Annotated in this window: 22 protein-coding genes; 11 read left to right on the forward strand and 11 right to left on the reverse strand. The window is 37.7% G+C overall.

The window, feature by feature from the left end; genetic code table 11:
• Positions 1-181 precede the first annotated feature (181 nt).
• Both BELBA_RS09180 and BELBA_RS09185 read left to right on the forward strand, forming a co-directional pair.
• The gene (locus tag BELBA_RS09180) at positions 182-478 is read left to right on the forward strand and encodes a type II toxin-antitoxin system HigB family toxin (RefSeq protein WP_014772436.1); all 297 of its coding nucleotides are present in this window, start codon (positions 182-184) and stop codon (positions 476-478) included.
• Between the two features lie 3 nt (positions 479-481).
• A complete protein-coding gene (locus BELBA_RS09185) occupies positions 482-841 on the forward strand; it encodes a helix-turn-helix domain-containing protein (RefSeq protein ID WP_014772437.1) in 360 nt (119 codons plus the stop codon).
• A 366-nt stretch (positions 842-1,207) separates the two neighbouring features.
• Here the strand turns inward: BELBA_RS09185 and tsf are convergent, their stop codons facing one another.
• The 5 genes from tsf to BELBA_RS09210 all read right to left on the reverse strand — a co-directional run bounded on the left by tsf (position 1,208) and on the right by BELBA_RS09210 (position 4,766).
• The gene (tsf, locus tag BELBA_RS09190) at positions 1,208-2,038 is read right to left on the reverse strand and encodes a translation elongation factor Ts (RefSeq protein ID WP_014772438.1); all 831 of its coding nucleotides are present in this window, start codon (positions 2,036-2,038) and stop codon (positions 1,208-1,210) included.
• A gap of 164 nt (positions 2,039-2,202) precedes the next feature.
• Entirely contained in the window at positions 2,203-2,964 is a 762-nt protein-coding gene (gene rpsB / locus BELBA_RS09195) for a 30S ribosomal protein S2 (RefSeq protein ID WP_014772439.1), read from the reverse strand.
• Between the two features lie 45 nt (positions 2,965-3,009).
• Positions 3,010-3,396 carry a 30S ribosomal protein S9 gene (gene rpsI / locus BELBA_RS09200; protein WP_014772440.1) on the reverse strand — a complete coding sequence of 129 codons (387 nt, stop codon included), beginning with the start codon at positions 3,394-3,396 and terminating at the stop codon, positions 3,010-3,012.
• Positions 3,397-3,408: 12 nt separating this feature from the next.
• Positions 3,409-3,852, reverse strand: a complete 444-nt coding sequence (gene rplM / locus BELBA_RS09205) for a 50S ribosomal protein L13 (protein ID WP_014772441.1) — start codon at positions 3,850-3,852, stop codon at positions 3,409-3,411.
• Between the two features lie 203 nt (positions 3,853-4,055).
• Positions 4,056-4,766, reverse strand: a complete 711-nt coding sequence (locus BELBA_RS09210) for an RluA family pseudouridine synthase (RefSeq protein ID WP_014772442.1) — start codon at positions 4,764-4,766, stop codon at positions 4,056-4,058.
• Positions 4,767-5,144: 378 nt separating this feature from the next.
• Between BELBA_RS09210 and BELBA_RS09215 the strand changes: the two genes are divergently transcribed.
• Both BELBA_RS09215 and BELBA_RS09220 read left to right on the forward strand, forming a co-directional pair.
• A complete protein-coding gene (locus tag BELBA_RS09215) occupies positions 5,145-5,948 on the forward strand; it encodes a HipA family kinase (RefSeq protein ID WP_014772444.1) in 804 nt (267 codons plus the stop codon).
• Positions 5,926-6,309, forward strand: coding sequence for a DUF3037 domain-containing protein (locus BELBA_RS09220; protein WP_014772445.1), 384 nt, complete (start codon positions 5,926-5,928; stop codon positions 6,307-6,309). The genes BELBA_RS09215 and BELBA_RS09220 overlap by 23 nt, the downstream gene beginning before the upstream one ends.
• 4 nt (positions 6,310-6,313) lie before the next feature.
• On the opposite strand, the gene BELBA_RS09225 is transcribed toward BELBA_RS09220, so the two are convergent.
• Complete coding sequence (locus BELBA_RS09225; protein ID WP_014772446.1) at positions 6,314-7,156, reverse strand: endonuclease/exonuclease/phosphatase family protein; 843 nt, start codon at positions 7,154-7,156, stop codon at positions 6,314-6,316.
• Between the two features lie 80 nt (positions 7,157-7,236).
• Between BELBA_RS09225 and BELBA_RS09230 the strand changes: the two genes are divergently transcribed.
• Positions 7,237-8,133, forward strand: a complete 897-nt coding sequence (locus tag BELBA_RS09230; protein WP_014772447.1) for a flavin reductase family protein — start codon at positions 7,237-7,239, stop codon at positions 8,131-8,133.
• Positions 8,134-8,200: 67 nt separating this feature from the next.
• Here BELBA_RS09230 and sppA read toward each other — a convergent pair whose 3' ends face one another.
• A complete protein-coding gene (sppA, locus tag BELBA_RS09235; RefSeq protein WP_014772448.1) occupies positions 8,201-9,961 on the reverse strand; it encodes a signal peptide peptidase SppA in 1,761 nt (586 codons plus the stop codon).
• Between the two features lie 73 nt (positions 9,962-10,034).
• Here sppA and folK point away from each other — a divergent pair, with 73 nt between their 5' ends.
• The gene (gene folK / locus BELBA_RS09240; protein ID WP_014772449.1) at positions 10,035-10,526 is read left to right on the forward strand and encodes a 2-amino-4-hydroxy-6-hydroxymethyldihydropteridine diphosphokinase; all 492 of its coding nucleotides are present in this window, start codon (positions 10,035-10,037) and stop codon (positions 10,524-10,526) included.
• Between the two features lie 16 nt (positions 10,527-10,542).
• Here the strand turns inward: folK and fabD are convergent, their stop codons facing one another.
• The 4 genes from fabD to BELBA_RS09260 form a co-directional block, all read right to left on the reverse strand.
• Positions 10,543-11,418 carry an ACP S-malonyltransferase gene (gene fabD / locus BELBA_RS09245; RefSeq protein WP_014772450.1) on the reverse strand — a complete coding sequence of 292 codons (876 nt, stop codon included), beginning with the start codon at positions 11,416-11,418 and terminating at the stop codon, positions 10,543-10,545.
• Positions 11,419-11,511: 93 nt separating this feature from the next.
• Complete coding sequence (locus tag BELBA_RS09250) at positions 11,512-12,138, reverse strand: carbonic anhydrase (RefSeq protein ID WP_014772451.1); 627 nt, start codon at positions 12,136-12,138, stop codon at positions 11,512-11,514.
• A gap of 94 nt (positions 12,139-12,232) precedes the next feature.
• Entirely contained in the window at positions 12,233-12,640 is a 408-nt protein-coding gene (locus tag BELBA_RS09255) for a thiol-disulfide oxidoreductase DCC family protein (protein WP_014772452.1), read from the reverse strand.
• Positions 12,637-15,414, reverse strand: coding sequence for a T9SS C-terminal target domain-containing protein (locus BELBA_RS09260; protein WP_014772453.1), 2,778 nt, complete (start codon positions 15,412-15,414; stop codon positions 12,637-12,639). The genes BELBA_RS09255 and BELBA_RS09260 overlap by 4 nt, the downstream gene beginning before the upstream one ends.
• A gap of 261 nt (positions 15,415-15,675) precedes the next feature.
• Here BELBA_RS09260 and BELBA_RS09265 point away from each other — a divergent pair, with 261 nt between their 5' ends.
• The 5 genes from BELBA_RS09265 (at position 15,676) to BELBA_RS09285 (ending at position 21,487) form a co-directional block, all read left to right on the forward strand.
• The gene (locus tag BELBA_RS09265) at positions 15,676-16,356 is read left to right on the forward strand and encodes a succinate dehydrogenase cytochrome b subunit (protein WP_014772454.1); all 681 of its coding nucleotides are present in this window, start codon (positions 15,676-15,678) and stop codon (positions 16,354-16,356) included.
• Between the two features lie 49 nt (positions 16,357-16,405).
• Positions 16,406-18,340, forward strand: coding sequence for a fumarate reductase/succinate dehydrogenase flavoprotein subunit (locus BELBA_RS09270; RefSeq protein ID WP_014772455.1), 1,935 nt, complete (start codon positions 16,406-16,408; stop codon positions 18,338-18,340).
• A 27-nt stretch (positions 18,341-18,367) separates the two neighbouring features.
• Positions 18,368-19,117, forward strand: coding sequence for a succinate dehydrogenase/fumarate reductase iron-sulfur subunit (locus BELBA_RS09275; RefSeq protein ID WP_014772456.1), 750 nt, complete (start codon positions 18,368-18,370; stop codon positions 19,115-19,117).
• A 494-nt stretch (positions 19,118-19,611) separates the two neighbouring features.
• Entirely contained in the window at positions 19,612-21,036 is a 1,425-nt protein-coding gene (locus tag BELBA_RS09280) for a sodium:solute symporter family protein (RefSeq protein WP_014772457.1), read from the forward strand.
• 10 nt (positions 21,037-21,046) lie between these two features.
• Positions 21,047-21,487 carry a GNAT family N-acetyltransferase gene (locus tag BELBA_RS09285; protein ID WP_014772458.1) on the forward strand — a complete coding sequence of 147 codons (441 nt, stop codon included), beginning with the start codon at positions 21,047-21,049 and terminating at the stop codon, positions 21,485-21,487.
• Positions 21,488-21,490 lie beyond the last annotated feature (3 nt).

Here is a 21,490-nt window from a genome sequence, read left to right on the forward strand (position 1 = left end):
GCTGATTTTCGTACATTCACATACAAATACGCATCAATACACCACAGAGGGCAACAAGACTCCAAATACTTGAATATTGGTCAGTAAATAATGTACCTGAGTAGTTACAGCATAATAAATTAATTACATATTTCGTAACTTTGTTTTGTAATATAGAATAATTTATTCTTATAAAAATTTAATGAGGATCGTTACTCATAAACGAATACAGGAATTTGTAAAAAAGCATGCTGATGCTGAATTGCCATTGCGATTTAGGTATTCTACTACAAGTAAGAAAGAATGGAACTCTCTAAATGATATCAAAAAAGATTTCAATTCGGTTGATTATGTAGGGAATCATCGTTTTGTTTTCAGTATCAAGGGGAACAATTATCGGCTGATTGCTATAATTTCATTCAATGCCAAAAAGGTTTATATCCGATTCATTGGTACACACGCAGAATATGATGAAATACAGGATATTCAAAATATTTAAAACATGATTAAATCCGAAAAAGAATATCAAGCAATCTTAAATAGGGTAGAAGAGTTACTTTCCAATCCTGAAAATATAGAAAACTCAGAATCCAAAAGTTACATTGAATTGAACTTGCTTTCTGATTTAGTAGCAGATTATGAAGAGAAATACTATCCCATTCCAACCCCAACTTTGTCAGAAGCTATAAGGCTGCGCATGCAAGAAAGAGGCTTAACACAAAAATCTCTCTCTGAATATCTTGGGGTAAGTACCTCAAGAATCAGTGAGTACTTAAATGGAAAAAGTGAGCCTACGCTTAAAATCGCCAGAGAAATTAGTAAAAAATTAGATATCGAAGCTTCTATCGTTTTGGGAGTTTAGGATTGAAAAGACCTATCAGGTTTTCAAAACCTGACAGGTCTAGATATTACAAAGATTTTCTTTTCTCTAGGATCAAATCAATCTTGATGCCCACCTCTTCCTTGATCCCAAAGGGATCACACGTCTATAACATCGATCAGCCAATCAAAGGTACGACCCCGACGGGGTCGAATAGCTCGTCTTAGTTCTTTTCTATAAACATTCGACCTATACGAGGTCAAACTTTCTGACCTGAAATCCAATTTTAATATATTCATCCACCTTGATTACAAAGCAAGGAAATGGTAAAACAAAAAAAGCTGACCCTGCAAAGGGTCAGCTTTTTTGTCTTAAGTCTTGTGTCTTAAGTCTTATTTCTAAAAAGAATTATCCTATAGAAATTCTCTTAAAAGCAGCTACAGTCATTCCTTTGCTTACGCTATCCAGGTACTGAGCGATAGTTTGGCTGCTATCTTTCACGAATTGCTGGCTCAACAAAGTGTTTTCTTTGTAGAACTTGTTCAGTTTACCTAAAGCGATTTTTTCAAGCATTTCTTCAGGCTTACCTTCTTGTCTTGCTTGGTCTTTACCCACTTCGATTTCTCTTTCTACTGTAGTAGCATCCACACCGTCTTTATCAACAGCTACTGGGTTCATAGCAGCAATTTGCATTGCTACATCTTTTCCAGCTTCTTCAACGTCTGCACCGCTAGTGCTTGTTAAAGCTACCAATACACCCAATTTACCATTGGAGTGAATATAAGGAACAACAGCTTCACCAGTTACGATTTCATAATGGGAAATTTCGATTTTCTCACCAATCTTTCCAGTCATTTCAATGATTTTCTCAGCAGTAGTGATGTTTTCGAATGGCAATGCCAAGATTTGCTCTACTGAAGTAGCATTGTTTGATGTAGCAAGGTCAAGAAGTGTATTTGCGAAAGCAGAAAACTCTTCATTTTTAGCCACAAAATCAGTTTCACAAGTCAATGAAAGTAAAGTTCCAGTTTTACCGTCAGCACTTACGTGCGTTACGATAGTACCTTCTTTAGTCTCTCTATCAGCTCTAGAAGCAGATACTTTTTGTCCTTTTTTTCTAAGGATATCAATAGCTTTTTCGAAATCTCCTTCAGCTTCAGTAAGGGCTTTTTTACAGTCCATCATACCGGCTCCAGTCATTTGTCTTAATTTATTTACTTCTTGTGCAGTAATAGCCATTTTTTAGTCAATTTATTAGATTAAACTTTTTCTATATTTTTTCAAGCCTTGTCAGTCTGCCAAGACGGATAGACAGGGTTATGTAATCAAGTAGTAAAACAAAAAATTGAACATAGGGGTAAACCTGATGTTCAATCTTTTGTAATTTATTTCAAAGTAGTGGATTACTCTTTTGTCTCAGCGTCCACAGCTTTTTTTGCTTCCTCCTCTTCAGTGAGTTTAGCATCTTCTTTATCTCTCTTTCTTTCAGAAAGTCCTTCTTCGATAGCTGCGCCAAACGCTTTTACGAGCAAAGAGATTGATTTGAATGCATCATCATTGGATGGGATAGGGAAATCTACCTCGTTCGGGTTAGAGTTCGTATCTACCAATGCGAAAACAGGGATACCAAGCTTCTGTGCTTCGGCTATAGCGATGTGCTCTCTTTTGATGTCTACTACGAACAAAGCAGCAGGAAGTCTAGTCAGGTCAGCAATACCGCCCAATACAGATTCCAACTTTTCTCTTTGTCTTGTGACCATTAGACGTTCTTTCTTCGCTAAGTTCAGATAAGCTTCTTCTTTCATCAACTTGTCGATGGAAGACATTTTCTTCAAAGATTTTCTGATTGTGGCGAAGTTAGTCAACATACCACCTAACCATCTTTCGGTTACGTAAGGCATGTTAAGTCTTCGAGCTTCATCGGCTACTAAGTCTTTCGCTTGCTTTTTAGTAGCTACGAACATGACTTTTTTACCTGAGCGTACGATCTGCTTGATTGCGTTGGATGCTTCGTCTAGGCAAACAAGCGTTTTGTTAAGGTCGATGATATGGATTCCGTTCTTCTCCATGAAGATATACGGAGCCATTCTCGGATCCCACTTTCTAGTTAAGTGTCCAAAATGAACACCAGCATCCAGTAAGTCTTTATATTCTATTTGTGCCATTAATAAATAATATAGTTTCGATATAAAATGTAAAGAATCTTCCGATTAACGTTTCGAGAACTGGAATTTTCTTCTTGCTTTTCTACGTCCTGGCTTCTTACGTTCTACCATTCTGGAATCACGTGTTAAGAAACCTTCTTTTTTCAATGTACCTCTATGCTCTTCGTTGATTTCACAAAGTGCTCTAGCGATTGCCATTCTAGCTGCTTCTGCTTGACCTTTGATTCCACCACCGTCTACATTGATTGTGATATCATAAGTACCATCTACACCAACGAGGGCAAGAGGTTGCTTAACCACGATCTGATGCAAATCAAATGGGAAATAAGTTTCGATCGTTCTGTTGTTTACAGAGATCTCACCTTTTCCTGGTTTCATGTAGATTCTAGCAACAGATGTCTTTCTTCTACCGATTGTGTTGATAATTTCCATAGACTGCTTTGATTAGAATTTGTGTTCTTTTGGTTGTTGTGCAGCATGAGGATGTTCTGGTCCTTCATACACGAATAAGTTTCTGTACAACTGTCTTCCAAGTCTGTTTTTAGGAAGCATACCTCTTACGGCTTTCTCTACCAAGATTGGTGCAGATTTTTGCATCAATAATTTTGGGGTAGAGATGCGCTGACCTCCAGGGTATCCAGTGTGACGAACATATACTTTATCGTTCCACTTTTTACCAGTCAATCTAACCTTGTCTGCATTGATGACAATCACATTGTCTCCGCAGTCTACGTGAGGGGTATAAGATGTCTTATGCTTACCTCTCAAGATTTTCGCTACCTCACTTGCGAATCTACCTAACACTGCAGCCTGGGCATCCACTACGATCCAGTTTTTTTCTGCAGTTGCGACATTCGCTGATACGGTCTTATAGCTTAATGTATCCACTGTGTAAATGTTTAATTATGAGCTTGTTAAATATATTTCACCCTCAAAAAGGGACACAAAGATAGAAGTAATTTCTTTTTAATGCAAAAGAAAGAACATTATTGCCCACATTTTCACGGCTTTAGTATAGATTTTTATGATGTAAATGTATTTCTTTCAAATCTAGCCAATTTCCGCTTCAAATGAAGTCAGCGTATTTACTCCTACTTATTTTTCTCCAATTGCTTGACTAAGACGTCAAAATCTTTCGGATATGGAGCAATGACCTCTATGCTTTCTCCTTTCACTCCTGTGAAATTCAAGGCGTAGGCATGTAGCGATACACGTTGCATAATAGGTTGCTCCTCTGTGTTTTTCTTGAGGTTGAATCGCCTTTTGAGTTCTGATAGGTAAAGGGGCTTTCCTCCGTATGTTTCATCTCCACAAATTGGGGACTTCAAGTAAGCCAGGTGAACCCTGATTTGATGAAGTCTTCCGGTGACCGGTTTGCATTCTATTAAGGAATGCTTGAAATAGGTCTTCACTGTTTTGAAATACGTCTGTGCCGGCTTACCATCTTTGCTGACTTTGGCGATTCCCTTATTGTTGGCGAGTAGATTTTTGTCCACCAAGACATCTTTGTAATCATGGATGCCTTCTACTACTGCATGATAGATTTTATCAACTTTCCTGTCTTCAAACTGAATGGCGATATTTCGGTAGGCCGCAGGATGCTTGGCTATTGCCAGGCAACCGGAAGTCTCCTTGTCCAGACGATGACACACCTGGGCATCAGGGGTGTATCCTTTGGCCAAGTCCAGAATATTCTGGGCCTCATGCCGGTCATCCAATGTCGATAAATATGGAAGCTTATTGATCACGAGGTAATCCTCATTTTCAAACAGAATAAGATCTTTAAAATCAATTTTCTTCATGCAGCTTCATTTCCCAATAAGGGCGCAAAAGTATGGAAATAAATCAAGTAGAAGAAATTTTAACAAAAGAATATTTTGGAGGTGCTTGGAAAAAACTCCGTAGGAGTGACCGGCGTCTTAACCATGGGTTTCAACCCATGGTAAAAGATGGTAGCTGATGAGTTGAGTGCCGTAGGTACGACCGATCTTATAGAATTATCTACTATCGTCCATCCCTATGGGACTTTTGGGGGAGGTTTTTTGTTTTTTTTCGAAGGCTTAAGCCTAAGGTTAATATTTCGTCCTTGCCGATGGCACTTTTGATTTGAAAATCTCTTTTTCCTTTATCCTTGACATTTCCTCTTTTATTTTACCTTTGGGAAAGGAAAAATCTAACGAATGAACAATCAAACACCAAATTCCAAACTTCGAACTGTCAATGTCATGCGCTATGTCATGCCGCTTCGAGAAGGGGGGTCTTTGCCTGCTTTGGCAGATGCGGATGATGGATTTAGCTATGTGTTGAAGTTTCGAGGAGCGGGTCAGCGTGAAAAAGCATTGATCGCTGAGTTGCTTGGAGGTGAAATCGCAAGATTACTTGGCTTCAAAGTTCCTGAATTGGTATTCGCTAATTTGGATGAAGCTTTTGGGAGGTCAGAAGGTGATGAGGAAATTCAGGATTTGCTCAAGGGAAGTCAGGGATTGAATCTCGCACTACATTTTTTATCCAAGGCTTTGACTTTTGATCCTGGTGCTACATTAGTAGATCCGCTATTGGCTTCCAAGATTGTTTGGCTAGATGCATACATCACAAATGTGGATAGAACTTTCCGAAATACGAATATGCTAATTTGGAACAGAGAACTTTGGCTGATCGATCATGGGGCTTCTTTCCTTTTCCATCATTCTTGGGACAATTGGCAAAAACATGCAGAAGGTCCATTTCCTACGATCAAAACACACGTCTTACTTCCTTATGCAAGCGAATTGGAAGTAGTTGATCTTGAATTTAAGAAAACCCTAACTCGCGCTGTTATTCGAACCATCGTTGACTTGATTCCTGATGAATGGATCTTGGCATCTAGAGATGTGGAAGATGCAGAAGAAGGAAGGGCGATCTATGAATCATTTTTAATAAAGAGATTAGAATTTTCAGGAGTATTTATAAAAGAAGCCGAAGATGCAAGGAAAGCACTTATATGAATATGCCATTCTGCGAGTTGTGCCCAGGGTAGAGCGCGAGGAATTTATCAATGTGGGTGTATTGCTCTGCTCCAAGAAGGAAAATTTCTTGAAATGCAAAGTTAGTTTGGATATTACTAAACTCAAAGCTTTGGATTCCGAGGCTGATGCACAGCTATTTGAGAATTATCTCGATTCCTTAGATCAAATTTGTCAAGGTAAAGCAAATGGGAGCCCCATCTCACAGCAAGATGCGCCTTCAAGATTCCGCTGGCTGACAGCCAATCGCAGTTCTATGATTCAAACATCCCGACCACATGGCGGTTTTTCGGATAATTTAGACGCGACCTTGGAGGAGCTATTTCAGCTATTTGTTCAGTAGTTTATTAATTTCCAGAAAAAGAAACCTCGATCATCACAGGAAAATGATCGGAAGGGTATTTCAGTCCATAATTGTCAGTCAAAATACCATATCTAAGGACTTGGATTCCTTGATTCACAAAAACATAATCGATAATTCTTTCAGGTTTTTTATCCCAGCTGTATCCATTGAATGTTCCTATAGCTCCGTAAGGAGTATTTTGGCTTAAATTTTTGCTGTCTTTGAAATCGCTTTTCACGATAATTTCATAAGCTTTATTGTCATTCTCCACATTGAAATCACCCATCAAAATCACAGGGGTGTTTTCAGTATTGATGGATTTGATTTTTTCTAAAATCAATTTACTACTTTCCTCTCTTGCTTTTTGGCCAACATGGTCATAGTGGATATTGAAAACATAAAATTTCTGACCATTTTTATCCTCAAAATTTCCATAAGTACAAATCCGATTGAGTGCTGCATCCCAACCTTTTGAGGCCACATCAGGAGTCGGTGAGAGCCAAAAGGTATTGCTTTCTATTAAGGTAAATTTTTTGGAATTGTAAAAAATTGCAGAAAACTCACCTTTGATTCCATCTTCTTCTCTACTTTGGCCAATATAGGGGAAATTCAAATTTTCGCTGATTTCATCTAATTGATGTTTCATCCCTTCTTGAGTTCCTATAAGATCCATTTTGTGAAACTGCATCAAATTGATCAAGTGACTTGACCGATCCTTCCAGAGATTTTCTAAGTCATTACGGTCATCAAATTTTATGTTATAAGTTGCGAATTGATAACTTTGTCCTAAAGCGACTTCATTTATGAATAAGATAATAAAGAAGAGATAGATGAGTTTTATGTTCATTTTCTTTTGATTTAAAAGTAAATGTTAGGTTTTGTTAAAGTCATGAAATTAAAAATAAAAACAATAAATACTACCTAAATATGATTATTGATCCTAGTAATGTTTCCTCAGCTGACTTTCAGGCTTATCTTCAAGGTACTGTGGCTCCAAGGCCTATCGCTTTTGCAAGCACAGTAGATAAAAATGGGAAAGTCAACCTCAGTCCATTTAGCTACTTCAATGTTTTTAGTACGAACCCTCCGATTTTGGTTTTTTCACCATCCCGAAGGGTAAGGGACAATACCACAAAGCATACTCTTGAAAATGTACACGAAGTCAAAGAAGTGGTTATCAATATCGTAGATTTTTCTCTTGTTGAACAGATGTCGCTTTCAAGCACTGAATATGATAAAGGCGTCAATGAATTTGTGAAAGCAGGGTTGACTCCTGAGAAATCTTTGAAAGTTTCTCCTCCTAGAGTGAAGGAATCTCCAGCAGCCTTTGAATGTATTGTAAAAGACATCATTTCACTTGGTGAAGAAGGAGGTGCGGGGAATTTGATTATTTGTGAAGTGATTATGGCACATATTTCTGATTCAATCTTAGATGAAAATGGCCAAATTAGTCCTTACAAGTTAGATGCAGTCTCGAGAATGGGAGGGAATTGGTATTGCAGAGCCAATGGAGAAGCACTTTTTGAGATTCCAAAGCCAATTAGAAACAAGGGGATCGGGGTTGATCAAATTCCAAGTGTCATTCAAAACAGTGTAGTGCTTACTGGAAATAATCTGGGTAGATTGGGCAATATTGAAAAAATCCCTTCAAAAGATGAGGTTTTGGAATATGGGGATAGACCTGAAATCGTGGAGATGAAAATTAGATTTCAAAATGATCAAGAAAGCCTTTCCTTTCATTTACATGAACATGCAAAAATACTCTTAGAAGAAGGGAATGTGGAAGATGCATGGAAAGTCTTGTTGCAGTTTCCAACATCTTAAATTAGCCTAAAACATAGAAAGAGAGCCGAGGCTCTCTTTCTATGTTTTAGTATTACTTTGTTGATGTCTATTCGATAATCAAATCATAAGGCATTCTTAGCATCATTCCTTCGTATTTCTTGATATTTTCAAGTTCGTTGTAAACTGGGTAAAAAGAACCTAGTTTCGATTTCATGTATCTCGTCTGAACATCATTGGTAAGGTCAGCCATCAATTTTTCAAACCAAGGCTTTACTTGTGGATAATATGCAACTTTATAATCTTCTTCTACGCCAGCTTTGATAGCTGCGATCTCAATAGCGTCTTCTAGTCCACCTAAGACATCAACAAGTCCATTTTCTTTTCCTTGAATTCCTGACCAAACTCTTCCTGATGCTACTTCAAGTACTTCTTCTTTGGTCATGTTTCTACCATCAGCCACCCTGGAGATGAAAGTATCATAGCCATCTTCAATATTATTTTGGAATATGGATTTTTCAAGATCTGTCAGTTGTCTTGTGAAACTCAAGAAATCAGATAACTCACCAGTTTTTACGACATCTGTTGTAAGGCCTAATTTGTTTTTCATCAATCCTTCTGCATTGAACCACAATCCGAAGATCCCGATAGAACCTGTGATCGTGTTTGGTTGTGCAACAATCGTATCAGCAGGAGCAGAGATGTAATACCCGCCTGAAGCTGCATATTCTCCCATTGACGCGATGATTGGTTTTTCTTTTTTCGCTTCTTCAAGTGCTCTCCACATTACTTCTGAGGCCAATGCAGATCCTCCAGGAGAATTCACACGTACCACAATTGCTTTGACACTTTCGTCATTTTTTGCTCTGTTGACTTCCTTGACAAAGGACTCTGATGCAATCACACCCTCAGCAGTGCCACTGACAATTTCGCCTTGTGCGATGATGACAGCGATTTTGTTTTTTGAAAGAATGTTTTTTGTTTTTGCGTCTTTGTTGATAGTTGTGACATTGATTGTGTTGATGTCGTCGTCTTCATCTAGACCAAGTTTCTCTCTAAGTAAATCTTTTACTTGGTCCTCGTACCAAAGTCCATCTACCAAGTTTAAGTCCACTGCATCGCTATTTTTACGAACGAGCATTTGGCTGTTGATTTCTTTTGCTTTTTCTAAATCTATCGATCTGCTCTCAGCCACTTTTGCAACCGCAAAATCATTCAAATCATTGAGAAATACGGAGGTCTGAAGTCTGTTTTCATCACTCATTTTATCTAGTAAAAATGGCTCAACAGCACTTTTGAACTCTCCAACTCTGAAAACAACAGGTTCGATTTCTAATTTTTCAAAAAGACCTTTAAAGAAAATAATTTCAGATGCAATGCCATTGAATTCCATGCCACCTAGTGGGTTCATATAAACCTCGTCTGCAGCTGAACTCAAAAAGTATCCACCTTCAGTATAAATCTCGCTGTAAGCAACAATGAATTTCCCGGACTCTTTGAAGCTTATTAATTCCTCTCTAAGCTCGTGAAGCATTGCTTGACCAGCAGAGACCATTCCTGCTTGGAGATAAATTCCTTTCACGTTTTCATTTTTGGCAGCCTCTTGAATGGCTTTTTTCAAGTTGACAAGTCCCACACTTGCAATACCCCCAAAACCAGGTAGAGAATTGAGATCTATTTGATCTTCACTAGTGCGTTCTACTAAAGCTCTTCCTTCAAGATTTAGAACCAAAACGGTGTTTTCTTTGATTTTGACCTCACCTTCTGATGAAGCCGCAATGGCGATGATTCCTGCCAAAATAAAAAAACTGATGACAGAAAACACCAATAGTCCTACGATTACAGCTAATACATTTCCTAGAAATTTCATATTTATTTTAAATTAAGTTCCTAAAATAGCGCTTTTTTCTTTATTGTTATATTCTGAAATAGAGAAAAGGATAATGCGACAGATTATTTTGATAATTGGCGGCAATATAGGTGATAGGTTGAGTTTAATCACACAGGCAAAGCAACTTTTAGAAGAGAAAATAGGAAAAGTTAGCTTAATTTCTTCTTTATACGAGACAGAAGCCTGGGGCGGAAACTCAAAAGGGAATTATCTCAACCAAATTTTAGTCTTAGAATCTCCTTTAGCAGCTGATGAGGTGTTAGATAAAGCTTTACAAATTGAAAAAGTGCTAGGTCGTCAGCGGGATATAAAGTGGGGAAATAGGACTATGGATATTGATATTCTTTATTATGGCGACGAAATAATAGATTCCCCCAACCTAAAAATCCCTCATCCATACCTTCACTTAAGAAGGTTTGTTCTTGAGCCACTTGCTGAAGTTGTTCCTAACTTGGTACATCCAATTTTGAATTTGACTTCAACAGAACTCTTACAAAATTGTCAGGATGATTCAATTGTAAAAGTAATAGGAGAAAAGCCCTGATTGAGGGCTTTTTCTATTAGATACTTGATACTTCTGAGTCTTTATGGATTTTTTTCACTAAGCCCTGAAGGACTTTTCCCGGTCCACATTCTATAAATTCAGATGCACCATCTTCTACCATTTGTCGTACAGATTGCGTCCATTTTACAGGAGCAGTAAGCTGTGCAATAAGATTTTTCTTGATTTCAGTGACATCGGAGATTCCAGTAGTGCTCACATTTTGGTAAACAGGACAGGATGGAGGGTTGAAGGTTGTGCTTTCAATTGCTGATTGTAATTTCTCACGTGCAGGTTCCATCAGAGGTGAGTGAAATGCACCTCCGACAGGCAAAGGTAAAGCTCTCTTGGCTCCGGCTTCTTTCATTTTTTCACAGGCGATTTCGATTCCTTTATTTGATCCAGATATCACCAGTTGTCCTGGACAATTGTAGTTCGCAGCAACAACTATTTCTTCCTTGATAGACTCACAGATTTCTTCTACTACCTGATCTTCTAATCCTAAAATAGCAGCCATGCCAGAAGGATTGATTTCACAAGCTTCCTGCATAGCCAAAGCTCTTTGATAGACTAGTTTTAAGGCATCTTCAAAAGCCAAAGTACCGTTTGCCACTAAGGCTGAAAACTCACCAAGTGAATGACCTGCTACCATATTTGGCTTGAAATTGTCTGAAGTTTTGGCTAAAATAACTGAATGTAGAAATATAGCGGGTTGAGTAACTTTCGTTTGTTTTAGTTCTTCATCGGTGCCAGAAAACATAATGTCTGTAATTCTAAATCCTAAGATTTCATTGGCTTTTTCAAAAAGCTCCTTGGCTAATTCATTGCTATCGTAAAGTTCTTTTCCCATTCCTGGGAATTGGGCGCCTTGGCCTGGAAAAACGTATGCTTTCATGCTTTTGGGGTTTAGCTATTTTTATTTTACTCACAAATATATTAAAAAAAGAAGCCCTTCTGAGGCTTCTTTTAAGGTTTATCCTATAAAATTCTAGTCTTCAAAAAAAGTAACTTCCCCGCTGTCTACATTGTAAACACCACCAACGAGCTTGACTTTTCCTTCATTTATATAGTTTATAATTATGTCGCTTCTTTCTTTGATTTCCTCCATAGCATAATGAACATTCAGTTCCGTTACATTATTTACAAATGTTTCGTTTGATCCAGATCGATTCTCTTTTGTGGATCTTTCTTTATCAATAGCGGGCTTAATCTTATGCAATAATGCTGTGATATTCCCATCCCTAACATGATTACATGCACTCGTGATTGCCCCGCATTTTGAATGTCCTAAAACGACAATCAGTTTGGATCCTGCATATTTGACGGCGTATTCCATGCTGCCAAGTATGTCTTCATTTACAACGTTTCCTGCAACTCTAGCACTAAATACATCGCCTAATCCTTGATCAAAAATCAATTCTACCGAAGTCCTCGAATCAATACAACTTAATACGATTGCAAATGGGAACTGACCGTCAGAGGTTTCATTGACTTGGTTCAATAAATTTCTATTTGCCCTAAGGTTATTTATAAACCTTTGATTCCCTTCTTTTAGGTAGTCTAATGCTTCTTGTGGAGTGATTTCAGACTGGGATTTTTTTGTATGTGTTCTCATAGTGCGTTCATTACTTTGCTATCCCAAAGAATTTTTGTAGATAGTGGAGGTTTTTTTCAAAATATTGGATAGTTATGCTCGGGCTTTATTGTTTTTAGATAAACTTCTTTTTTTCATCACTTGTAGGAAGTCGACAAGTTTCTTTTTTTCCAAACCATTTATATCTGTTTCTTCCTATCCAGTCATAGATGTTATCTCTAAACGCTTCTGGTAATAGAATTCCAATATAGAAAATTTGCCAAACACCTCCTAGGTCTTTTGCTATTCTTAGAGCTGCTGAACTTTTGTAAAAAACCTGATCTCCTTGTATAAGAACTAGAGAATCTAGATAATTTTCATCAATTGTATAATCTTTTAAAATCTCTTTGACTTCAGAATCTTGAAGCGCTCCTACTTTGAACTTATCTCGTTTATCTTTTCTAATAATGAAATCTACAGCTTGATTGCATAGATTACAGACACCATCAAAAAGGACTAGATTGTAGTCGTCTTGAATTCTCATCGAATAATCTGTATGGTTCCTTTTAGCTTTTGTTCCTGAAGCTCAGGAGCAAAGGCGTCAAACCTGACTACAGCATTGTAGAAATAAGTGCCAGCAGGTAGTTCGTTTCCATTTTTGTCAGTTCCATCCCATCTAATGAAAATGTCATTTTCATTTGCTGTCAAGCTATTGTAGCTAAAGACCTCGACGCCCCATCTGTTGACAATAAAAATCTCAACTCCCTCTACAAATCTAGGGCATTTTGAGAATGGATTGTCAAATGCCATAAATGTATCATTTGCCCCATCACCATTTGGTGTAAAGGCATTTGGCAATTCATAATATGGACAATTATCTACACAAACGATATTGCTAGGCTCACTTTCGTTTCCAGATCTATCAACTGCAGTGATGTAGTAGCACCCTTTGTAAGTTGGTAGGTTAGTAATTCTCGCGTTGCTGTTTATAGCAGAGTAAGTTTCTATTAAAGTAAACTCACCTTCTTCACCATCTTCACTGAAGTAAAGTCTATAGCTACTCAGTTCATCGTCACATTCACCAGTAAAGTCTCCTTCCCAGCTCAAATCATGAACAAAAGAATTGAAACCGCAAGATTTATCTGATAAAAATTCAGCACATTCAGGCCCTTCAAATGTCAAGATTGGTGGGCAAGGCAACCTATTATCATCAGGTCTTGCACAAATAATCTGACTCTTATTTTCTAGAGGGTAAGTGAGTAAATCTACATTATAAGAACCTTTGGTCACTACATAATAACAGTATTCAATTTCTCTTTGTAAAGGAACACCATTATGGCTTCCATCATCAAAATATGTGAAGCCTGAAGTGGTAACATCTACCTCTGCAATCAATGTGAAGTTATCTGCATCTTGAGCAGCAGGATCGGTTCTATTTCTGTAAACTTCATGGGTAAATTCTGATACTGAATTGTTCCAAGGTACATTAAATTCCCAATTTAACTCTATGGCTTCATTTATTATTACAGGCTCTAACCTGACTGAGGAAGCCATACTTGAGCTATCAATTGTCGTATTGCCCTCTTTAAGAATTACCCTATAGTTATAGACGAGATTTTCTGTGTTTAAATTTGTATCTGTAAATAAAGTGTCTGAAGTAGTTAATATGGATTCCCTATCTTGATTACCCATAAAACCAACACTTCGAATGAGTTCATAGGTAAAAGGTCCTGGGAATTGTTCGGAATCAATATCGTATGGAGGAGTCCACTTAATAAAGATTTGACCTGTTTCTGAATCGGTTTCTTCTATACTCACATTTGTGATTAATGGAACATCTACGTCGATTGTTACACAAATTTCCTCCGAAACAATGCTCTCACCTAATCTTGGAGAAGGAAATGCTGCCACTAATCTGTAACAATATGTATTTCCAGGAGAAAGTCCATTCAAATCATTATTATCCAAGAAATTGAAAGTACTCATGTCAGTAGTTCCTACTAATTCATAGCCAGCTCTGATTCCCGTTTCACATGAATCAGGCTCATAAGGATCACTATTCAATCTTCTCCAAACTTGCATGGTCTCTGCGGAATTTCCACAAGAATATGGATCCCAATTGATCTCTACAGATCTACCTTGCTGCTGCTCAAGGCTATTTATCACTGGGGGAGGGGCAATTACTTTAATATTCCAAGTTCTGATGTCAACCAAAGCTGGTCCTGAACTAGGCTGATCCGTAATTCGAACCCTTACTTGATATTCTCTCTCTCTAATATGGCTGCATACTGTTTGCCAGTTAAAATTGACAATTCCAGGACTGTCTTGAAATACTGACTCTGGACTGTAAGAAGCTGGTGAAGAAGTGATTTCTATAGGGTCTCCAAAGACTTCTATCTTTATAGGATCTCCATCAGGATCACTCCCTTGTATAATTTCTTCGATATTAGTGCCTGCTATCACGCAAAGATCATCTGGCAGTAAGAGTTCAGGTCTTTGATTATTGGTGTTTTCAATGATAATCTGCATATCACGTACCACGTAACCTATCAATCTAAATTCGCCATCAATTTTTCTATATTCTTCTATTCTAAAGGCAACATTGTATTGACCTGCGATTCCAGGTGCGTCCCAAATCAAGTCTCCAGTCAAAGGGTCAAGCGTCAAAAAAGGTGGTGTTCCTCCATCTTCTCTATTGAAACTAAACTCTGAACTATCAGGGTCTCTGTAGTTATTTACTGCTCTTTGAAAATCCTGTTTTGGAACATCCAAACTGTAAGCTAAGCTATCACCATCTGGGTCATAAGCCCCGGGATTATGGATGTATCTGATATTCACACCACCATTATCTACAGGTGGGATAGTCAATACAGGGGAGTTGTTTACCCCTAAAAATGGGTCAATTCGGATCATCGTTTCCACATAAAATGGAGTGTCCACAGAATTGTCCATATTTAAAGTATTGTCATTTCTGTTGAATTCTTTGAATCTGATGGTGTATTCACCTGGCCCTTGAAAAGTATACGTTACCACAAAAGTATTTTTCTCTATTTGATTACCCAATGGTTCTACAAGAACAATATCACTTTCTGTGTTGAGTGTAACTTCTCTACCATCCCCAAAATTGATAGTTCCTGGGCCAAAAATTACATTTGATCTTGTGTCAGTGTATCCGACAACTGTAATTCTGTAGGTTAATGCTTGAGTTGAAACTCTTTCGGCGATGATTTCACCAGCTCTAATGTGCGTAGCAGAGACTTTACTCAAGCTAGCTATCAAAATAGAAATGGTAAATAAAAGTAAATATCTGATTTTCATGGACGTCTGACTTAACAATTACAAGATATACGAAAATAACTAAACCTTGGTGAATTTATTATCATTTATTCAAACAATAAAATTACTCACTTGGTTAGGAATACAAGAAAAAACATGCAAATCTATCCATGTTGAGGTAGTTATTTAGAACCTTTTAAAATAAGTTTAAACCCTAAAGCTTTGATTGTTTGCTAAGGTTTACAAATGTAAATTTGGCTTCCAAAGTACAATCTGTAAACAATCTACATTTAACAAAAAAATATGAGTTGGGTATCTAAGACCTTAAGTAGCACACTGGGCCAAAAATTATTAATGGCTCTCACTGGATTATTTCTAATTCTGTTCTTGGTAGTACACTTAGCAGGTAATCTTCAGTTATTAATTCCTGATGGAGGCGAAGCTTTTAATAAGTATGCGGCCACCATGGCAAGTAATCCTTTTATTAAGGTAGTTTCTATTGGGAACTTCGTCTTTATCCTGCTTCATGTAGTGTATGCGATTTTATTGTCTAGACACAACAAAAAATCAAGACCTGTACAATATGCGAAAGTGAAAGGATCTACAAATAGCACTTGGGCATCTAGGAACATGGGAATCTTAGGTACCATCCTTCTGATTTTCCTTTTAGTTCATTTGAGAGGGTTTTATTATGAAGTGAAATTTGGAAGTTTACCAACAGCTGTTTACGATGGGGTAGAATACAAAAATGTGTTTGCAATCGTGTCAGCGTCATACAGCAATATCCTATATGTTGCATTCTATGTGTTGAGTATGGGCTTTTTAGCATTCCATTTGTCTCACGGATTTGCGAGTGCCTTTCAGACTTTAGGATTAAATCACGTCAAATATTCTCCGCTGATTAGAAAAGTCGGTTTAGGATTTTCGATTTTGATACCCGCATTATTTGCGTTGATACCCTTGGTAATGTTTTTTCAAAACTAGTTGCCAATAAAACTGTTAATTGATTAATGAAATTAAAATCAACAAATCGATGATACTTGATTCAAAAATACCTGAAGGGCCATTAGCAGAGAAATGGACCAACCATAAATTTAATATCAAGTTGGTGAATCCTGCCAACAAAAGAAAATACGATGTCATTGTAGTGGGTACTGGTCTAGCTGGTGCCTCGGCTGCTGCATCACTTGCTGAATTAGGATATAATGTGAAAGCATTTTGTTTTCAAGACAGCCCAAGACGTGCACACTCTATAGCAGCACAAGGAGGGATTAATGCAGCAAAAAATTATCAAAATGACGGTGATTCTGTCTACAGGTTGTTTTATGATACGATCAAAGGTGGAGATTATAGAGCAAGAGAGGGGAATGTTTACCGTCTTGCCCAAGTTTCGGTAAATATCATTGATCAATGCGTAGCTCAAGGTGTTCCATTCGCAAGGGAATATGGTGGTTTGTTAGCCAACAGATCTTTTGGAGGAGCTCAGGTGTCTAGGACTTTTTATGCAAAAGGTCAAACTGGTCAGCAACTTTTACTTGGTGCATATTCAGCATTGAGCAGACAGGTAGCCAATGGGAAAGTGAAGCTTTACCCTAGAACTGAGATGATGGATGTAGTGATGGTAGATGGCAAGGCAAGAGGAATTGTCACAAGAAATCTTGTCACTGGAGCGATCGAATCACATAGTGCACATGCTGTTTTACTTTGTACTGGAGGTTATGGAAACGTCTTCTTCCTTTCTACCAATGCCATGGGGTCAAACGTAACCGCGGCTTGGAGAGCGCATAAAAAAGGAGCATACTTTGCTAACCCTTCCTTCACGCAAATTCACCCAACATGTATACCTGTTTCTGGAGACCATCAGTCTAAGTTGACTTTGATGTCCGAATCCTTGAGAAATGATGGTAGAGTTTGGGTTCCTGCTACGGTAGAGACTGCAGAGAAATTAAGAAAAGGTCAAATCAAAGTAAATGACATTAAAGAGGAAGACAGAGATTACTATTTAGAAAGAAAGTATCCATCTTTTGGTAACTTAGTTCCTCGAGATGTAGCTTCAAGAAATGCCAAGTATGTATGTGATGAAGGTCGTGGCGTAAACGAAACTGGTGAAGCTGTGTTCTTGGATTTCAGAGATGCGATTAAAAGAGATGGTGAAGATATCATCAAAGCGAAATATGGTAACTTGTTTGACATGTATCAGCAAATCACTGGGGATAATCCATATCAAGTTCCAATGATGATTTACCCCGCAGTCCATTACACAATGGGAGGACTATGGGTAGATTATAATTTGATGACGACAATACCTGGGCTTTATGCTTTAGGAGAAGCAAACTTCTCAGATCATGGTGCAAATAGATTAGGTGCTTCTGCCTTGATGCAAGGTCTAGCGGATGGTTATTTCGTGATTCCTTACACAATCGGTGATTATTTAGCTCAAAATTCTAACGAAAGAATACCAACTGACCACCCCGAGTTTAAGAAAGCCGAGGTTGAGGTAAGTGAAAGGCTTCAAAAATTACTCAATATTAAAGGTGAGAAGACCGTTGATTTTTTCCACAAAAAGTTAGGTAAAATCATGTGGGATTATTGTGGAATGGCTAGAACTGAAGAAGGGTTGACCAAAGCAAAAGCGATGATCAAAGAATTGAAAAAAGAATTCTGGTCTAATGTCAATGTCTTAGGAGCAAATGAAGAATTGAACCAATCTTTGGAAAAGGCTAACCGAGTTGCTGACTTCTTAGAATTGGGAGAATTGATGGTAGATGATGCCTTGAGTAGAAATGAATCTTGTGGAGGTCATTTCAGAGAGGAATATCAGACACCAGAAGGTGAAGCATTGAGAGATGACGAAAACTTTGCTTTTGTTTCTGCATGGAAATTCTTGGGCGAAGGACAAGAAGAAGAGTTGAACAAAGAACCTCTAGTTTTCGAAAATGTGAAATTGACCCAAAGAAGTTACAAGTAATTTAAAAGCATTAAAAGCATTAAAGTTATGAATTTAACCTTAAAAGTCTGGAGACAGAAAAATAACGCCGATCAAGGTGGATTTAAAGAATATAAAATATCTGACATTTCTGAAGACATGTCTTTCCTAGAAATGCTCGATGTATTGAACGAAGGTCTTTCATCCAAAGGTGAAGATCCTGTTCATTTCGATCATGACTGTAGAGAAGGGATTTGTGGAATGTGTTCCTTATATATTGATGGTAAGCCACATGGGCCCCAGCAGACTACAACATGTCAACTGCACATGAGATCTTTCAGTGATGGAGATGTGATCACAATTGAACCTTGGAGAGCAAAAGCCTTCCCAGTTTTGAAGGATTTGGTGGTAGATAGATCCTCTTTTGATAGAATTATTCAAGCTGGAGGATATGTTTCAGTAAACACTGGAGGAGTACCTGATGCAAACGAAATCCCAATCCCAAAATCAATAGCAGATTTAGCAATGGACGCAGCGCAGTGTATCGGCTGTGGTGCTTGTGTAGCTGCTTGCAAGAATGCATCTGCAATGCTTTTTACTTCTGCTAAAATTTCTCAATTGGCTTTGTTGCCTCAAGGGCAAGTAGAAAGAAAAGTGAGAGCCGAGAAAATGGTTGCTCAAATGGATGCTGAAGGATTCGGAGCATGTACCAATACAGGTGCTTGCGAAGCAGAATGTCCTAAAGGAATCAGCATCACAAATATCGCGAGAATGAATAGAGAATACTTCTCAGCAGTAGTGAGCAGTGATTCAATCTAAAAATTAAAAAGAATTGATTAAAAGAGCCGGGTCAACCGGCTCTTTTTTTTAAAGTACTACATTGGATCTATTTTATCTGATTTCTAATAAATAAGTATCAATTTTGTTGAAGTAGGGTGTGTCATTTAGTTTTTGAAGTGAGATATAGGTTTTTGTTGATTTGAAAGAGATATGAAATGTATCTTTAAGCTGATCATATTGTAGTCAGTTAGATGTTACTATCTGAATTTGAAGTTTCAATATTCTTATAATCTTTAGATTAGATGAACAGGTACTTTTTGCCTAGTTCATTTATAAGTATATTTAATGATCAATTAAAATGTATATCCGCATTCACACTGGTAGCCACTTATAGTATTGTATATCTTTCATTCCAATCAGCTGCGGTCTGTCGGAGATATTTCGCATACATATAATATTCACATACTGGTGTCATTGAGGAAAATCATATCAATTAATTTAAATTATTTGTAAACCAAGAAGAAAGGAAACAGATGCATTACATTGACCTAGGCATATTTGTCGGGTACATGTTGATTATGCTAGGAGTAGGATACTATTTCATGCATAAAAATAAAAATCAAGATGATTATTACGTAGGAGGAAGAGATATTGGTAGTTGGCATATTGGACTTTCTGTTGTTGCGACTGATGTAGGTGGAGGTTTTTCTGTGGGACTTGGAGGTCTAGGCTTTGTAATGGGTCTCTCAGGAAGCTGGATGCTTTTCACAGGTTTGCTAGGAGCATGGCTTGCTGCAGTTTTTTTGATACCTAGAGTCAAACAAGATAGTGCTTTCGCAAATTTTTATACCTTTCCACAAATTTTCAAATATCTTTTTGATAGAAATGTGGGAATTGTAGCCGCTGTCATTTGTTTGATCGGCTATTTAGGCTTTACATCTTCACAACTACTTGCAGGAGCAAAATTGGCATCAGGTACTTTTGAGGAACTTGGTATCAACCAAGCTCTTTGGATTATGGGGGCAATTGCAGTTATCTACACTGTTCTTGGAGGGCTAAAGGCTGTAATTTACACTGATACTGTACAATGGATAATCTTGATGTTGGGGTTTATATTTATCGGTTTACCCGTGGCATATATTCATGTAGGAGGATGGGAGGTTATAAGAGGGACATTACCGGAAGAGTTTTTCTCTTTGACCAATTTAAGATGGCAAGATTTTGCAAACTGGGGAATTACCATTTTGCCGATATGGTTTATTGGGATGACCTTGTATCAAAGAATTTTTGCGAGTAGAGATACGGCCTCTGCCAAAAAAGCTTGGTTTATCGCTGGCTTATTCGAGTGGCCAATTATGGCCTTTATGGGAGTTTCTTTAGGTCTCTTATCACGAGTTGCTTTTGAACAGGATTTATTGATCTTCGATTTAGAAACTCTTGATCCAGAAATGGGACTGCCAATTTTGCTAAGAACCATTTTGCCTTCAGGTCTTCTAGGCTTAATGATGGCAGCTTATTTTTCAGCGGTTTTGTCCACAGCAGATTCTTGTCTAATGGCTGCATCGGGAAATTTGAGTACTGATATTTTTGGAAAATGGCTCAATAAAAAATCTGAAAAAACTCAAATAAGATATTCTCAGCTTTTCACCCTCTTGCTTGGTGCCATTGCCTTGATTGTCGCATTGCAAATGACAAATGTATTAGAACTAATGTTGTACTCTTATGCATTTATGGTTTCAGGGTTATTGATCCCAGTTTTGTTTGGACTTTTTACAAAAATGCATGATCCAACTGCCGCAATGTCCGCAATGCTTATAGGTGGTTCTACTACAGGAAGTTTAAGTTTACTGGATTTAGCCCTTCCTTTAGATCTGGATCCAAATTTTTTCGGTGTTTTTGCCTCTTTAGCAACGTTTTTGCTTGTTGTTAACCTTAGAAAAAGAAAATTTCAAAATTAAATTACAGAAAATGCTCAAAATAGAAACACTTTCCGCAATTGATCACGCGACATATTTGCAAAAAAAAGAAATTGCAGATTTCTTATTTACTCATCTCGAACAGTACGGTGATCCTCATGCAGACATCATGAAGTGCCTAGATTATGCCTTAGACCAAGCGGTGGACAAAGGAGGATTTACAGTAATGGCTCGAGATAATGATAAAATCGTAGGGGCTGTTGTGATGAATAGAACAGGTATGTCAGGTTATATTCCAGAAAATATCCTTGTTTATATTGCTGTGGATGCTTCACAAAGAGGTAAAGGTGTTGGAAAAAAATTAATGCAAACAGCAATCAAAATGGCAAATGGAAATATTGCTCTCCATGTTGAGCCTGATAATCCTGCAAAGAAGTTGTATGAAAGTCTCGGATTTACGAATAAATATCTCGAAATGAGATTAACCAAATAATGA

The organism is Belliella baltica DSM 15883, from assembly GCF_000265405.1.
Classification (GTDB): Bacteria; Bacteroidota; Bacteroidia; order Cytophagales; family Cyclobacteriaceae; genus Belliella; species Belliella baltica.